At 44.1% G+C, this 17,027-nt stretch carries 11 protein-coding genes and 2 pseudogenes; 10 read left to right on the top strand and 3 right to left on the bottom strand.

What is annotated here, in order from left to right; all coding sequences use genetic code 11:
- Positions 1-57 precede the first annotated feature (57 nt).
- Positions 58-600: pseudogene (locus ACED25_RS01385) on the bottom strand (MnmC family methyltransferase); the annotation flags it as partial.
- Between the two features lie 56 nt (positions 601-656).
- Here ACED25_RS01385 and fabB point away from each other — a divergent pair.
- The gene (gene fabB / locus ACED25_RS01380) at positions 657-1,868 is read left to right on the top strand and encodes a beta-ketoacyl-ACP synthase I (protein WP_371694454.1); all 1,212 of its coding nucleotides are present in this window, start codon (positions 657-659) and stop codon (positions 1,866-1,868) included.
- Between the two features lie 141 nt (positions 1,869-2,009).
- On the opposite strand, the pseudogene ACED25_RS01375 reads toward fabB, so the two are convergent.
- Positions 2,010-2,323: pseudogene (locus ACED25_RS01375) on the bottom strand (hypothetical protein).
- 86 nt (positions 2,324-2,409) lie between these two features.
- On the opposite strand from ACED25_RS01375, the gene ACED25_RS01370 reads away from it, so the two are divergent.
- From ACED25_RS01370 to purF, 9 genes are all read left to right on the top strand, one after another.
- Entirely contained in the window at positions 2,410-3,543 is a 1,134-nt protein-coding gene (locus ACED25_RS01370; RefSeq protein ID WP_102257949.1) for a 4-phosphoerythronate dehydrogenase, read from the top strand.
- A gap of 12 nt (positions 3,544-3,555) precedes the next feature.
- Positions 3,556-4,569, top strand: coding sequence for an aspartate-semialdehyde dehydrogenase (locus ACED25_RS01365; RefSeq protein ID WP_122046969.1), 1,014 nt, complete (start codon positions 3,556-3,558; stop codon positions 4,567-4,569).
- A gap of 209 nt (positions 4,570-4,778) precedes the next feature.
- Positions 4,779-9,902: a FimV/HubP family polar landmark protein gene (locus ACED25_RS01360; protein ID WP_371694453.1), complete on the top strand. Its 5,124-nt coding sequence runs from the start codon at positions 4,779-4,781 to the stop codon at positions 9,900-9,902.
- Between the two features lie 194 nt (positions 9,903-10,096).
- A complete protein-coding gene (gene truA, locus ACED25_RS01355) occupies positions 10,097-10,891 on the top strand; it encodes a tRNA pseudouridine(38-40) synthase TruA (RefSeq protein ID WP_009848683.1) in 795 nt (264 codons plus the stop codon).
- Positions 10,892-11,066: 175 nt separating this feature from the next.
- Positions 11,067-11,993, top strand: coding sequence for an acetyl-CoA carboxylase, carboxyltransferase subunit beta (gene accD / locus ACED25_RS01350; protein WP_009848681.1), 927 nt, complete (start codon positions 11,067-11,069; stop codon positions 11,991-11,993).
- A gap of 42 nt (positions 11,994-12,035) precedes the next feature.
- Positions 12,036-13,298 (top strand): bifunctional tetrahydrofolate synthase/dihydrofolate synthase, encoded by a 1,263-nt coding sequence (gene folC, locus ACED25_RS01345; RefSeq protein ID WP_012603486.1) that lies wholly within the window; start codon positions 12,036-12,038, stop codon positions 13,296-13,298.
- Positions 13,299-13,874, top strand: coding sequence for an SPOR domain-containing protein (locus tag ACED25_RS01340; RefSeq protein ID WP_012603487.1), 576 nt, complete (start codon positions 13,299-13,301; stop codon positions 13,872-13,874).
- Between the two features lie 61 nt (positions 13,875-13,935).
- Positions 13,936-14,427 (top strand): CvpA family protein, encoded by a 492-nt coding sequence (locus ACED25_RS01335; RefSeq protein WP_009848678.1) that lies wholly within the window; start codon positions 13,936-13,938, stop codon positions 14,425-14,427.
- A 33-nt stretch (positions 14,428-14,460) separates the two neighbouring features.
- The gene (gene purF / locus ACED25_RS01330) at positions 14,461-15,975 is read left to right on the top strand and encodes an amidophosphoribosyltransferase (protein ID WP_012603488.1); all 1,515 of its coding nucleotides are present in this window, start codon (positions 14,461-14,463) and stop codon (positions 15,973-15,975) included.
- Positions 15,976-16,052: 77 nt separating this feature from the next.
- On the opposite strand, the gene ACED25_RS01325 is transcribed toward purF, so the two are convergent.
- The gene (locus ACED25_RS01325; RefSeq protein WP_004734167.1) at positions 16,053-16,928 is read right to left on the bottom strand and encodes a LysR family transcriptional regulator; all 876 of its coding nucleotides are present in this window, start codon (positions 16,926-16,928) and stop codon (positions 16,053-16,055) included.
- Positions 16,929-17,027 lie beyond the last annotated feature (99 nt).

Below are 17,027 nucleotides of genomic sequence, written 5' to 3'. Positions count from 1 at the left end.
AATGCTTTATTGATTTTATTGTTAATTTATAGACTCATCTAAGCGGAGAAGAGCCCAATCCTTAATATCACCAAACCACAAATCAAGCGTGATAGCACCATCGCCTAACACAATGCGGTGACATTCGGGCAGGGCAATCGGGTAGTGTTCTTGGAGTTGTGTCGCATACTCCGCTAATTCTGGCCACGATTGGTGCGCTTTGATTAGATCATCTTTATTTAAAGGATATTTTTCAAAACTGATGAAATGTAACTCTTTGGTCGTAGCTTGTGGGTTATCTTTAAGAAAAGCATCGAACCATTGCCAGACTGCGAGAAAGTTTAAACCTGTACCAAAACCGGTTTCAGCAATCACAAAACGGCGTTGTTGATGTTCAACCCAACGCTCTGGAAGGTGGTTTTGTTTTAAAAAGACGTAGCGAGTTTCTTCTAAACCGTTAACATTAGAGAAGTAAACGTCGTCAAATTGGTCTGAAACTGGCGTGCCAGACTCATTCCATTCCAGCTCTGCATTAGTAATTGAAGTCATAAAATCTATCATTTTGTGATTTGAAGCGATATGTTGGTAGGGATTGTACGAATTTCTAGGAAAGCTGACCACTTTTGTTAGGCTTCTTAGTTATCATCTAGCTGAATTTAGAATTATAGGAATGTCACATGAAACGAGTCGTAATCACCGGTATGGGTATTGTTTCAAGTATCGGTAACAACGTCGAAGAAGTTTTAGCATCACTGAAAGAGGGTAAATCAGGTATTACCGCTTCAGAGCAGTTCAAGGAAAATGGCTTGCGCTCTCAAGTTTGGGGTAACCTAAAAATGAACCCTGCTGACCATATCGATCGCAAAAAAATGCGCTTTATGGGTGATGCAGCGGCATTCGCTTATCTTTCAATGGAGCAAGCAATTGCTGACTCTGGTTTAACTGAAGATCAAGTATCTAATGACCGCACGGGTATCGTAGCGGGTTCAGGTGGTGCTTCATCTCTAAACCAAGTAAACGCAGTAGACATCATCCGTGAAAAAGGCGTGAAGCGCGTTGGCCCATACATGGTTCCACGTACAATGGCTTCTACGGTTTCTGCTTGTCTAGCAACACCTTTCAAAATCCGTGGTGTGAACTACTCTATGAGTTCTGCATGTGCAACATCTGCACACTGTATCGGTCACGCAATGGAGCTTATCCAACTTGGTAAGCAAGACGTAGTATTCGCTGGTGGCGGTGAAGAACTAGATTGGTCTCTGACTATGATGTTCGACGCAATGGGCGCACTTTCTACTAAGTACAACGACACGCCAGAATTGGCTTCTCGTACTTACGATGCTGACCGTGACGGTTTCGTTATCTCTGGTGGCGGCGGTATGCTAGTTATCGAAGAACTTGAGCACGCTGTTGCTCGTGGCGCAAAAATTTACGGTGAGATCGTGGGTTACGGCGCAACTTCAGATGGCTACGACATGGTTGCTCCTTCTGGTGAAGGCGCGGTTCGTTGTATGAAGATGGCAATGCAAAACATTGATGGCGTTGACTACGTGAACACTCACGGTACTTCAACTCCTGTAGGTGACGTTAAAGAACTTGGCGCAATCCAAGAAGTCTTTGGCGGCAACAGCCCTGCAATCTCAGCAACTAAAGCGATGACAGGTCACGCTCTAGGTGCGGCTGGTGTACACGAAGCAATTTACTCAACGCTAATGCTTGACAACGGCTTCATCGCACCAAGCATTAACGTTGCAAACCTAGACGAAGCGGGCGAAGGCCTAGACATCGTAACCGAAGCTCGTGAACAAGAGCTAACAACGGTTATGTCTAACAGCTTTGGTTTCGGCGGTACGAACGCAACGCTAGTAATCAAAAAATACCAAGGCTAATTGAAGCTAAGGTTAAATTAATAAAAGGTTAATCGTTAATGGGTGACGTGAGTGCTGATTCAACACGCACAGGTCACCCAGTAATCATGACCAACAGAACAAAGCTTTTTAAACATAGATTTTCAAACGTGTTTTTAAACCTTAGCTTTGTAAGCTTCGCTTTAGAAAATAGTTTTTTAAATTTGAGTTTAGAAATTGAAAGGTTTCCAGAGCTTGATCAGTACTGGCTTTGGTTAGTACTGGTTGAACAGACGCAAGACTCTGTCTCCTGGAGAGCGAGATAGGATCCTTTTGTTCTGGATGTTTGCCCGATTGTTTATTCAATCGGGCATTTTTCGTTTTAGTCTTCTGACTTTAGTTTTCTAATTTCAGGTAGTCGTTCTTATTACTGCTTTTGCTTTTGCTTTTGCTTGTGCGACTAGGCGATTCAACTCTTTATTTATAATGTATTCCAATTGCTACTCGACACCGTGTGTGGAATTTTGCACAATCATTTCAATTCACATTTAGGTCGATAGACCCCAACAAAAGTACTCGCCAAATGAAAATCTTAATCGACGAAAATATGCCTTATGCTGAAGCGCTTTTTAGCCAGCTAGGGGAAGTGACAATGAAGTCTGGTCGCACATTAACGGCTGACGACCTAGTTGACGTAGACGCTTTGATGATTCGCTCTGTCACCAAAGTGAACGAGTCATTGATCAGTAAAGCCAACAAGCTGAAGTTTGTCGGCACAGCGACGGCAGGTATGGATCATGTCGACCAAGAATTGATGAAAGAACGTGGCATTTTCTTTACTGCAGCCCCAGGCTGTAACAAGGTGGGTGTGGCTGAGTACGCGTTCAGCGCGATGATGGTGTTGGCTCAGCAGCAAGGTTTCTCTGTATTCGAAAAAACGGTCGGTATTATCGGCTGTGGCCAAGTGGGTAGCTATTTAGCAAAGTGCCTTGAAGGTATTGGTATTAAAGTTCTGCTGAACGATCCTCTAAAACAGCAAGAGGGTGATACTCGCGAATTTACTGAGCTAGATACTCTGCTTGAGCAGTCAGACGTCATCACTCTGCATACGCCAATCACTAAGACAGGTGAGTTCCCAACGCATCATTTGATCAATGAGCAAGTACTGAACAATTTACGTGCTGACCAAATTCTGATTAATGCGGCTCGTGGCCCAGTTGTTGATAACCAAGCGTTAAAAGCTCGCTTGCAAAAAGCCGATGGTTTCACTGCCGTTCTTGATGTATTTGAGTTTGAACCTGAAGTCGACTTTGAACTTCTTCCGTTGCTCGCTTTTGCAACACCTCACGTAGCGGGCTACGGTTTAGAGGGTAAAGCGCGTGGTACCACGATGATCTTCAACAGTTATTGTGAGTTTTTAGGTACTGAACAGCGTGCTTATGCAAGTGACTTATTACCGACAGCGCCAGTGCCTCAAATGAAATTAGATAGAGCTTGGGATGAAGCAACACTGCACAATTTGACTCAGTTGATCTATGATGTGCGCAAAGACGACGCCTTATTCCGTCGCAATATCTCTACGCCGGGTTCTTTTGACAAGATGCGTAAAGAATATTGGGACCGCAGAGAGTACAGTGCAGTCGAGTTAACGGGCGACGAATCTTGTAATTTAACGCCGTTATCTAAACTCGGTTTTATGGTAAAGCCAACTTTATAAAAGAGAGAAACAATGAGCCAAGAATTTAATATTGCTATTTTAGGTGCGACTGGTGCGGTTGGTGAAACCATTCTTGAAGTACTTAAAGAGCGTAAATTCCCTGTCGGTGAAATGCACTTACTAGCAAGTGAACGTAGTGAAGGCAAAACTTCCCGTTTTAACGGCAAAACAATACAAGTACAAAATGTAGAAGACTTCGACTGGTCTCAAGTACATATTGCGTTTTTCTCTGCAGGTAGCGAGCTTTCAGAACGTTGGGCTCCAATCGCCGCTGACGAAGGTGTGGTTGTTATCGATAACACATCACGTTTCCGTTACGAATACGATGTTCCTCTGGTTGTGCCTGAAGTGAACCCTGAAGCGATTGCTGAGTTCCGTAACCGCAACATCATTGCGAACCCGAACTGTTCTACTATTCAGATGGTAGTAGCACTTAAACCGATTCACGATGAAGTGGGCCTTGAGCGTATTAACGTTTCAACTTACCAATCTGTGTCTGGTGCAGGTAAGCCGGGTATCGATGAGCTAGCAGGTCAAACGGCTAAGCTTCTTAACGGTATGCCAGCTGAAAATTCAGCATTCTCACAGCAGATCGCGTTCAACTGTATTCCTCAAATCGATGAATTTACAGAGAACGGCTACACACGTGAAGAAATGAAAATGGTTTGGGAAACTCAAAAGATCTTTGCTGATTCATCAATCACGGTTAACCCGACTTGTGTTCGTGTTCCTGTGTTCTATGGTCACGCTGAATCTCTACACATTGAAACTCGCGCGCCAATCGGTGCTGAGCAAGTTATTCAGCTTCTAGAGAACACGGAAGGCGTTGAAGTTTTCCAAGCTCTAGATTTTCCAACTCAGGTTCGTGATGCTGGTGGTAAAGACCACGTAATGGTTGGTCGTATTCGTAACGACATCAGCCATCACAGCGGTGTGAACATGTGGGTTGTCGCTGATAACGTTCGTAAAGGCGCAGCAACAAACGCAGTTCAAATCGCGGAAGTTCTGATTCGCGATTACTTCTAAGCTTCACTGCTTTGATAAACAAGCCTCACTCTTTTAGTGGGGCTTTTTTAATCGATTGAAAATATTGTTAGTTAAATTGTGTGAAATTGCTGCGAATATTGTCGCTGCAACACATTTTTTGTTTTCATCTCTATAGCTTTACGTCGTTTATCCGATATATTTAACAGTTCATCAATTTATTCGAATTTAAGCACCTAGCTGAGCCTTTTATGTTTCAATTTTTCAAGCCGTGGTTAATGCCTTTTGCCATTCTCATGGCGACTCAGATTTCCGTTGTTCGTGCAGATTCCATTCGAGTTGTAGGGCCTAATGGCCAGATACAATCAGCGCCTACGTTTTCCGAACCTCTTCAAAGAGCACAATTGAATCGTGCTGGGCCTTCTCGTTTTTACGGCCCAACTTTGGGGTCGGAAACATTGTGGTCAATTGCCTCAAAGTTACGCCCTGATAATTCCGTTTCAGTTCAGCAAACCTTGTTGGCTATTTATCGTCTAAATCCACAAGCGTTTGAAAACCAGAATATCCACAGCTTGCTGCCTGCCAGTAATTTACGTGTGCCTTCTTTAGAGCAAGCACGTGCAAGTTCTACACAGCAAGCCGTTAACATCATGAATGCGCACCTTGCTAAGCTCGATGCTCCTGCAAGTAAGCCTGTCGCTTCAAAACCCAAAGCGTCGAGTTCTGATGCAAAAAATGTTGCTCCTGCAAAGCAAGTAAGCACAGCTGAAGCCGCTAAAAAGCCATTGTCTCCAACTCAATCATCTCCAGCTCAATCAGCTCCAACCCAAGAGATGAACAAGCTAGAGAAACAGCTAGAGCTTTCAGAAACTGAGCTATTGTCACTTGAAGAGAAAAACCATCAACTTCGTCTGATGTTGTCGAATGTTCAATTGGAAGTGGGTGAGCTAAAAACAGAACTTAGTGATGAAGACCGCATTCGTAGCGAAGTGGAAAAGCTGCTTGATGAAGAGCGTAGAAAGAACGCTGAGATTGCAAAAATGGCTCCAAGTGCCATGGATCAATTGTTATCAAATGGTTGGTTAGTTACTGCTCTTGCGGTTATTCCAGGTCTGCTACTTGGTCTTATCATAGTGATCTTGTTGGGGCGCCGTTCTAAAAATGATGATCAGCCGACACAAGACCAACCAATTCAATCAGATGTAAGTAGCGTCGCGCCTATCGCTTTAGGCGATGAGATGGACGACTTTGATAATGAATTGTCTTTAGACGATGAACAATTTGGCAATGAAGATGATGCTGATAAGTTATTTGATGACCAAGCATCGCCTGAAGAAGATGTATTTGCAGGTTTAGATGATTCTGATCTCGATTTTAATCTCGATGATGACGATGACGACCCATTTGCGAGTATTGGCGAAAATGGTGACTTAGACACTAACTTCGATGATCTGGAGTTAGACAGCAGCAACGGCATTAGTGTCAATGGCGATGACAAGGCGCTTGGTCTTGAAGAGATGGAGCGCGCACTTGATAAAACATCAGAAAGCGAACTCGGTTCTGATGAGGCCGACTTTGATCTTTCAGATGATAACTCAATGTCGAATGAAGATATTGAATCGCTACTATCACAGGATTCTGAGACTGAAGACCTAGGCTCTAACGAACTAGACCAATCTCTATTAGACGATCTATTTGCGCTTGATGATGAAGATGATGATAGCTTCGATATTGATGCTTTAATCTCAGAAGAGCAAAGTGATTCGATTTCTAATACCGACACATCAGCAACCGATGATTTTGACATTGATGCGCTTATCTCTGAGCAACAGAGCGATACTGCACCTGCGGGTGTGAGCAACGATGAATTTGATATCGATTCGTTGATCTCAGAGCAGCAGACGTCACAACCTTCGGTTCCTAGTGTAGAAGATGATATTGATGACATCTTCGCTCAGGTTGCGGCTCAGAACGATCAAGTTAATGAGCCTATGAATCTCGATAATGATGACGAGGTTGCTGAGAATCTAAACAGCGCTTTGGCGTCTGATGATGATATCGATAACATCCTTTCTCAGTTTGATCTGCCAACCGAAAGTGAAGAAACTCAAGGCAGTGTCGACCTGCTCGATGAGCAATTGACAGGGGATGATGTTGATCTCAGTAATTCAACAGATCTCCTAGATGATATGTTGGAAGATGAATCGGATGATGAGTCTGAGAGTGATTCTCTTGGTTTTGACTCATTATCTGAGCTCGAAGAACTCTCAGGCTTGTCGACCGATGATGAGCTAGATATTTCGGAAGACAGTACTGAAACCTTGGATGAGTTGATTGATGATTCTGATGATGACTTTGAACTCGATGCCGAGAGCACAGACTTACTAGATGATTTTCTAGACGATGACGCCAATGATGCTCAAGTTACCGTCGAAGGTGACGAGACGTTAGATGAACTGCTAGGTAATGATCTATCAGTCGGTGAAACCGATGAACAAGATTCAGAATCTTTAGACCCATTTGATGATCTACTGACAAGTGGCATTGAAGACGAGCTTGAACCTGAAGGGAAGGCGTTTGATAAAGAGTTAGACGAAGCCTTTGGTTTTGACAACGGCAGCGATGAGTCCGAAAAGGATTCAGACGTCGAGCTTACTCCGTTAACCATAGAAACACATGAAGTTGAGTCTGAGCAAGCATCGGACATTAATGCAACACCACAAGCTGAAGTCGTTAGTGATGGATCGTTAGATTCGGAAATGATTCAAGACAGTGCTGACGTTAAGCCAGAAAATGATGAAGCCTTTAATCGTGATGACTTTATCGATGATTTATTCGGTGTCGCGCCGGCAACAGATGCGTTACTTGATGACTCGCTAGAAACAACAGACGAAGCATTGATTGATGAGTTAATGACTTCTGATGACAATGATTTATTGCCAGCGGCAGAAGAGCCTGTTGAGTCATTAATTGAAAATACGGTTGAACCAGAGCAAGCGTCTCTTTCAGACAGCAATGAAGTGTCAGCGGAAGAAATAGTATCCGCTGAAGAAACCGCATCATCGGCTGAAGATGATGAACTGGATATCGACTCACTGCTCTCTGAGAATTCTGATTTTGACAAACCAGTTTTTGAAGAGCGAGTTCAAGAAGAAACTGTACAACAAGAAGCAGAACCAGAGCCGAAAGAAGCCGACGCCCAAGCACAGCGTGAAGACATCGCTGCTAGTTATGAAGAGCAAGTATCGCCATCGTCTTTAAATGATATCTCTGAAGATGATGAAGAGACGGTTGAAGACTGGTTAGCCGAAGCTATAGACGATGTAGAGTCGCCTGCGAATGTTGCCTCTGATTTTGACTTTGAACCGAAAATCCAAGGTAGCGATCAGTTTGAAGATGTCGTTGAATCCTTGCCAGAGCCAGAGCCAGAGCCAGAGCCAGAGCCAGAGCCAGAGCCAGAGCGTGCTGCGCATATGCCAGAGATTGTTCCAAATGAATTCGGTGTGCCAGAAGACGATGATTGGCTGATTGAAGATGACACGGCTCAACAAGAAACATTGGCACAAGTTGATGAAGTAGCGGAAGAGCCGGTGGTTCCTGCTGTTGAGTCTCAGTTAGACCATGAACCGCAAGTTGAAGTTGCACAACAAGTTGAAACCGAACCTCAAGTAGAAGCAACGGAACAAGCTGAAGCGGTAGAGCAAGAAGGCGAAGACGAGTTCTCGATTGATGATTTTGATCTTCCAGAGCTTGGTGAAGAAGATGCGTTGGCGGAAGCCGACGCCGAAGCTGAAGTAATACCAGAACCAGTTGCTCCTACTGTTGATTCTCAACTAGACGCTGAACCTCCGTTAGACCATGAACCGCAAGCAGAATCGGCACCGCAAGTTGAAGCTACAGGACAAGCTGAACCTCTAGGACAAGAAGGCGAAGATGAGTTCTCGTTTGATGATTTAGAGCTTCCAGAGTTTGGTGAAGAAGATGCCTTGGCAGAAGCGGATGCTGAAGTAACAACGGAGTCAGACGTCCCTGTTGTTGATGCTCAATTAGACCCAGAATCAGAATCAACACCTGAGCTGCAAGCCGAAGTAGAGCCTCAAGCTGAAACGGCTCCTAAAGTTGAAGAAACGAAACAAGCAGAAATTCTAGGGCAAGAAGGCGAAGATGAGTTCTCGTTTGATGATTTAGAGCTTCCAGAGTTTGGCGAAGAAGATGCGTTGGCGGAAGTGGTTAGCGAACCGGATGAAGCGCAGTTAGAGCAAGATCTTGCTCCAGAGTCCGAAAAGTTTGAGTTCGATGACCTTGACCTGCCTGAATACGATGAAGAGAGCGCAAAAGCGGATTCAGTCTTAGATGACATCGAACAAAGCAGTGCTGAGCCTGTAGCGGAAGAGCAAGGCGTAGAGCTCGATGAGTTTGATTTGCCGGAATACGGTGAAGACGAAGCTATCTCCGATGCGTTTGCTGAGAAACCAACGCCACTGACTTCTTTCAGCCCACAGGGTGAAGAACAAGATGCGCTGCATGATTTATTTTCAAACCCGCAGAGTTTTAGTCATGGTGATGACTTCTCGGATACAGAAGATTTCTCAGACGCAGAAGGCTTCCCAGGTGCAGAAGAGTCTGATTTGGCTAGTTTCACACAACCTGATGAATCACTCGATTCTCCGTCAGAATTAAGCCCAGTACCTTCTGAGTTAAGCTCAGTGCCTACAACAGTTCAAGACGATCTGTTAGAAGGTTTTGAGGATTTTGATGAGACAGCATTAGCTGAATTACTTTCTGAAGATGTTCAAGACTCTGTCGACAGCATGTTCGACAAGCCACTGGATGCTACATCGATTGATAGTGCAGGGCTCGATATTGATGCGATGCTTGAAGTCGGTGGTGAAGATTGGAAAGGCTTCAACCTTGCTCCTGAGCAGCAATCGAGCATGCATAATGATGTGCCTGATGATCAACAGGAGATTTGGGCGTCGGCAGATCAACAAGCTGAACCAAAAATCAAACAAGAGAATTGGGCTCAACAAGACAACCTAACCGAGTCAGACAAAGGTCGTGATAAGCAATACATGACGATTGATGAGCTGATGGCTCAAGTTGAGCAAGAAGGCGAAGACGCGATTAATCCAGATGACGAAGAGTTGAAGCTAGATGTTGGCCTAAATGAATTCCCAGACGTTATCGGTGACATTGGTAATTACGATGTCGACAGCAATGCAGAAGCCGCTGGTAAGCTCGATTTGGCTAAAATCTACATCGAGATGAGTGACTCACAAGGTGCAATTAAGCTTCTAGAAGAGGCTATCGTTGACGGCAGTGATGATATACGTCGAGAGGCAAAGAATCTTATCGATACGTTAAACGGTCGATAAATTCAAAAAATTATAAAGGGTAGCGTTGGCTACCCTTTATTTTAGGGCGATACAGTTAGCGTCTATTTTATTTAGCTTGCTAAAACCACCGTCTAGGCGGTAGTGATTGTTTATTGAAGTTTTAGCCCCATCCTATTTGGGCTAGCACTCATTTCCGTATATACTTCTCGCCCATTTTCAAAGAGAACAAGAACATGAAAATTGCTTTAGGTATTGAATATAACGGTACCCACTACTTTGGTTGGCAGCGCCAACGAGACGTGAAAAGTGTCCAAGAAGAATTGGAAAAGGCTCTTTCAGTTGTCGCGAATCACCCTGTAGAAGTTATGTGTGCTGGTCGCACAGATGCCGGTGTTCACGGTACGGGACAAGTCGTTCACTTTGAAACTAATGTCGATCGTAAAATGGTTGCATGGACAATGGGCGCAAATGCCAACATGCCAAAAGATATTGCCGTTCGTTGGGCAACAGAAGTGAATGAGGATTTCCACGCTCGTTTTTCTGCAACAGCACGCCGTTATCGCTACATTATCTTTAACCATGCTCTACGTCCTGGCATTTTGAATTCAGGTGTGAGCCATTATCATGGTCACCTTGATGAGAAAAAGATGCATGAAGCGGGTCAGTACTTACTTGGTGAGAATGACTTTACTTCGTTCAGGGCAACACATTGTCAATCTCGTAGCCCATGGAGAAACATGATTCACTTAAACGTGACTCGTCATGGGCATTACATAGTGATCGATATTAAAGCGAATGCGTTTGTTCACCATATGGTGAGGAATATTACTGGTAGCCTAATTGCGGTAGGTAAAGGTGATCAAAAACCAGAGTGGATTCAGTGGCTTTTAGAGGCTAAAGATCGAAAAGTGGCAGGCGCGACAGCGAAAGCGGAAGGCTTATACTTAGTAGATGTTGATTATCCTGAACATTTTGGACTACCAAGAGAGCCTATTGGCCCTCTATTTTTGCCGGATAATTTGAACTAAATGTGAGACTTAGGTTCAAAAAATATTACGGTTTCGTGCGTAAAATAGTCACGGAAAATAGGTACAACCAGTTTTTTATCTACAGTCGCTGTTTTATGTGCTTTAATTCCCGGCATAATTCCCAAATTTATTTCTTTCGCAATCAAGCGGAGGAATCGAAACAAAAAGGTCTTCCATGAGTTGGCTTGAAAAGATTTTAGAAAAAAGCAACATCGTAACATCTCGTAAAGCGTCAATCCCTGAGGGTGTTTGGACTAAATGTACTTCTTGTGAGCAGGTTCTTTACCATGCTGAACTAGAGCGTAACCTAGAAGTATGTCCAAAATGTGACCATCACATGCGTATGAAAGCACGTCGCCGTCTGGATACATTCCTAGACAAAGGTGAGCGTGTTGAACTAGGTACTGATCTTGAGCCACAAGACAAACTGAAGTTTAAAGACTCTAAGCGTTACAAAGAACGTATCTCTGTTGCTCAAAAGAACAGTGGTGAAACAGACGCATTAGTTGCAATGAAAGGCGAACTGCTTGGTTTACCTATCGTTGCGTGTGCTTTTGAATTCTCATTTATGGGCGGCTCAATGGGTTCTGTTGTTGGTGCTCGTTTTGTAAAAGCGGTAGATGCAGCTATTGAGAACAACTGTGGTTTAGTTTGTTTCTCTGCAAGTGGTGGTGCTCGTATGCAAGAGGCATTGATGTCTCTCATGCAAATGGCAAAAACCAGTGCTGCTCTAGAGCGTCTATCTGCGAAAGGCCTACCGTTTGTTTCAGTAATGACTGATCCAACAATGGGTGGCGTTTCTGCAAGTTTAGCAATGCTTGGCGATATCAATATCGGTGAACCAAAAGCGCTTATCGGTTTTGCTGGACGTCGTGTAATCGAGCAAACTGTACGTGAAGATCTTCCTGAAGGTTTCCAACGCAGTGAGTTCCTACTAGACCACGGTGCTATCGACATGATCGTTGACCGTCGTGAGATGCGTCAGCGCGTTGCAAGCCTTGTTGCTAAAATGACCAATCAGCCTTCACCATTAGTAGTTTCTGTGAACGATTCACCGAATGAAGCTGCTTATGAAGTACCAGAAGCGCCAGAAAAAGGGTAAAGTACCTTCTAACAAACCTACTTAATTATGGTTATGAGTTAGATGAGTCAACAACCTATTCCTCAAGCCACATCCTCTTTGGAGATGTGGCTTGATTATTTATCAAACATCCACACAAGCGCTATTGATCTTGGCTTAGACCGAGTTCAAGCTGTCGCCTCTAAGGCAAACCTCACCAAACCTGCTCAACATGTTATTACTGTTGCTGGAACCAACGGCAAGGGCTCAACATGTGCACTCATGGAAGCTATTCTATTGGATGCTGGTTACTCTGTTGGTGTCTACAGCTCCCCTCACTTAATTCGCTATAACGAACGTGTTCGTATCAATGGCAAAGATCTTTCTGATCAAAAGATGGTTCAGTCTTTCGATTTCATTGAGAAAGAACGTGGTGAAATCAGCCTTAGCTTTTTTGAATATGGCACTTTAGCTGCGTTACGTGCTTTTCAAACCGAAGCGGTTGATGTTGTATTGTTAGAAGTTGGTCTAGGCGGACGTTTAGACGCGACCAATATCGTTGAGCATGACGTTTCTGTGATTACTAGTTTGGCTGTCGACCATGTTGACTGGCTAGGTGATGACATTAATGTGATCGGTTTTGAGAAAGCGGGCATTTATCGTAGCGGTAAACCAGCTATCTGTGGTCAACCCAAACCACCAGCTACGGTTGCGGCACACGCTGATGATATTAACGCTGAGTTCTACCAAGTAGGGATTCAATACACCTATGATGTAGATGGTGATACTTGGAACTGGCGCAGCGGCGCATTCCAGTTAGAATCGCTACCTATCCCAAGCTTACCGCTGCCGAACGCAGCCACCGCACTGATGGCATTAGGTACTTCAGAACTAAGCATTAGTGATGTGAACGTTGTTAACGGTATGAAGAATGCGCAGCTTCCTGGGCGTATGCAGCAAATTAGCGAACAGCCGGTGATTGTGCTTGATGTAGCACACAACCCGCATTCTGCTGAGTACTTTGCGCAGCAAGTCGCGAAGAAGTATGCAGGCAAAAATTTACACGTTGTAGTCGCCATGCTTCATGACAAAGATATCCCCGCGACATTGGAAGTATTAGCTCCAATAACAACACATTGGTACCCAGCTTCGCTGAAAGGCCCACGAGCCGCAACAGCCGCTGAATTGTGTCAAAGCTTACCTGAAGGTGTAGAGCAGTATTCAAACCCTGTTGTAGCGTTTGAAGCGGCTTTAGCTTCTGTTATAGATGACGATGTTGTGTTGGTTGTCGGTTCTTTCCATACCGTGGGTGAAGTGTTGGAGCATTGGCAGAAAAAAGGAAACTAAATGGCAAGTAAATTCCAAAGCCGATTAGTCGGCACCATCATTTTAGTGGCCATTGGCGTGATTGTATTGCCCGATGTGCTGGATGGTAAGAAGCTCCACTATAAAGAAGAGTTTGCAAGCATTCCGATTAAGCCTGAGCTTGATAGTAATGTTGAAGTGTTTGAAGTGCTCGATCCTGTTGAAGATCAGATTGCACTGCCGGACTCTCCGGTTGAGCAAGTGGTTGAAAGTGGTCGTACTGATAATTCAAATACGCAAACTGCGTCGGCTTCCAGTAACAAAGAAGCGGATAAAGTGGCGGTGGTGGTTAAGCCGGTACCTGAAAAAAATGAATACCAAGACAGTGCTTGGATTATTCAATTGATGGCTTTGAAGAATGCTGACAACGCAAAAAACGTTGTTAAGGATTTACAGAAGCGTGGTTATCAGGCTCATACCAAGCAAGAAAAAACATTTACGCGAGTAATTATTGGCCCGGATGTTTCTAAATCCAAACTTGAGCGACAAATTAAGGAATTAGAAAAAATTACGGGTTCAAAAGGCCAATTGCTCAAATTTAAACCGTTAAATCCATAAGAAAACGTTTGCGTCAGCATTTTTTCTGTTAAAATGCGCGCCAACTTAAGATGAAGAATTCATGAATTGGTTAGATTTTGTCATTTTAGGCGTGATCGGCTTCTCTGCCGTGATCAGTTTAGTTCGCGGTTTCGCTAAAGAAGCGTTGTCACTTGTTATTTGGTTTGGAGCATTTTTTATTGCTAGCCAGTACTACGCTAAATTAGCAATGTACTTCACCAATATTGAAGATGAGATGTTTCGAAACGGAACTGCGATAGCAGCATTGTTTGTTGCAACGTTAGTTGTTGGTGCCTTAGTTAACTATGTCATCGGGCAGCTAGTTCAGAAAACAGGCCTGTCGGGTACAGACAGAATCCTCGGTGTCGTCTTTGGTGGCTTACGTGGTGTTTTGATTGTTTCTGCAGTGTTGTTTTTCATGGATGCGTTTACTGCATTCCCAAGTTCTGAGTGGTGGAAGAATTCGCAATTGGTTCCGGAGTTTAGCCGAATCATTGCGCCGTTCTTCGAGCATTTACAAGCAACATCTAGTTTCTTATCTGGCGCGCTCTAGCGCCAGTTAATGTCGAAAATCGAGGATTAGGACATGTGTGGTATTGTTGGAATCGTGGGTTCAACACCTGTAAACCAGTCTATTTATGACGCTTTAACGGTATTGCAGCATCGTGGCCAAGATGCCGCTGGTATTTGTACCATAGAAAGCAATCGTTTCCGTCTGCGTAAGGCGAACGGTTTAGTTAAAGATGTTTTTGAAGCAAAACACATGCAACGCCTCCAAGGCAACGTGGGTATTGGTCATGTTCGTTATCCTACAGCGGGAAGTTCGAGTGCTTCTGAAGCTCAACCTTTCTACGTAAACTCTCCATTTGGCATCACGCTGGCGCACAACGGCAACCTAACGAATGCAAGTGAAGTTCGTGAGAAGTTGTTCGAAAAAGACCGCCGTCATGTCAACACAACCTCTGACTCTGAAGTTCTACTAAACGTATTGGCTCATGAGATCGATACCGTAAAAGGTAACGTGACTTCAGACGACGTTTTCCGCGCAGTTGCAAACGTGCACCGCACTATTCGTGGTGCTTACGCAGTGACAGCGATGATCATCGGCCACGGCATGATCGCATTCCGTGACCCACATGGTATTCGTCCACTGTGTCTTGGTAAGCGTGAAATTAACGGTAAAACAGAGTACATGGTTGCGTCTGAGTCAGTAGCGTTAGACGCTGTTGGTTTTGATTTTATGCGCGATGTTGCTCCTGGTGAAGCTATCTATGCAACATTCGATGGTGAGCTTTTCACTAAACAATGCGCAGACAACCCACAACTAAACCCATGTATTTTTGAGTTTGTTTATTTTGCTCGTCCTGATTCATTCATCGATAAAATTTCGGTTTACAGCGCACGCGTTGAGATGGGTGAGATGTTAGGTAAGCGTATTAAAGAAGAGTACGCAGACCTAGACATTGACGTGGTTATTCCAATTCCTGAAACATCAAATGATATTGCTCTACGAATTGCTCAAGCGATTGATAAGCCATATCGTCAAGGTTTCGTGAAAAACCGTTACGTTGGCCGCACGTTTATCATGCCTGGTCAGCAACAACGTAAGAAGTCGGTTCGCCGTAAACTCAACGCGATTCGTTCTGAGTTTAAAGGTAAGAACGTTCTACTGGTTGATGACTCGATTGTTCGTGGTACAACATCAGAGCAGATCATTGAGATGGCTCGTGATTCTGGTGCAAACAAAGTCTTCATGGTTTCTGCCGCTCCGGAGGTTCGCTTCCCGAACGTTTACGGCATTGATATGCCGAGCGCGACTGAGTTAATTGCTCATGGTCGTGATAACGAAACGATTTGTAAGCAGATTGGTGCAGATGCTTTGATTTTCCAAACCTTACCAGACTTAATCTCTGCAGTAGGTATGGGTAATCAAGACATCTCTCGTTTTGATACATCCGTATTCAACGGTGAGTATGTAACGGGCGATATCGACCAAGCGTACCTAGATTTCCTAGATTCTCTACGTAATGACGATTCAAAGGTTGAGCGTGAGATCCAACAAGATCTCGCTAATCTAGAGCTACATAACGAAGGCGCTTAGCGTACTCATAAACATGAGTAATAAAAAACCAGAGCATCGACTCTGGTTTTTTTGTTTGCGAGGAAGGGGATTGAATCTTAGTGAATGTGGTATGCGATCACAAAATCGATAAACAATCTAACCTTCTCTGGCAGGTGGTCTTTGTGGTTGTAAAGCATGTAAATATCACGAGGGTTAGCGCTCCAGTCCTCTAAGACTTGCACTAAGCTGCCATCTTCAATGTATTCGCGGATCATAACGTCGGGCATTAGGGTGATACCAAGGCCTTCTGAACAGGCTTGTCTCACGACATTGAGCGCATTCGCGTTGAAACGGCCTTTCTCGCTATTCACCACAGTCTCTTCATTCGAATTACTCAGCTGCCACTTAATCAGCGGATAGCCTTTAAGTAGCGAATGATTCGCGAGCTCTTCTGCATGACTTGGTGCCGGGTTCTTCGCTAGGTAGTCAGGACTTGCGATAAGAATATCTTTTACTTCACTGATTTTTCGAGCGATTAGGCTTGAATCACGTTGTGGACCTACTCTGAAAATCACGTCCCACTCAGTTGGATCAAGCTGATCGGCTTGGTTGTTCATCATCAGCTCAATATTAATATCAGGATATTGAGTCATGAATTCACTGAACATCGGCATCATCATGCGCTTGGTCAGGTTTGAGGGTGCCGTAATGCGAATCTTACCGGAAGCCCCTTTACAAACGTCAGTCAGTTCTTCTGCAGTAGAAGATAGACGTTGCAGTAACGGAGAGCATTCGTTGAAGAAACGTTCGCCTGCCTCTGTTAAAGAGAGTTTACGCGCGTGTCTATTGAGAAGTCTTAGGTTTAGTGAATCTTCTAAGGCTTGGATGCGTCGTGTAATGGTCGCAACCGGAATCATAGTCTTGCGTGATGTTGCGGTGTAGCTCCCATTTTCAACGACAAGTCGAAAGAGGTTTAAATCATCTAATTTCATAAATCCAGACACATTTGTTTACAATCTCAGCTAATTTATACGTAATAGTGAGATCAATGTTTGCGTTACGTCAATTCGTTGCACTATTTACCAGTATTC

Source organism: Vibrio sp. 1F263 (genome assembly GCF_041439035.1).
Taxonomy (GTDB): Bacteria; Pseudomonadota; Gammaproteobacteria; order Enterobacterales; family Vibrionaceae; genus Vibrio; species Vibrio tasmaniensis_A.
The sequence above is the reverse complement of the archived record's forward strand: the minus strand, read 5'-3'. Positions and strand labels throughout refer to the sequence as shown.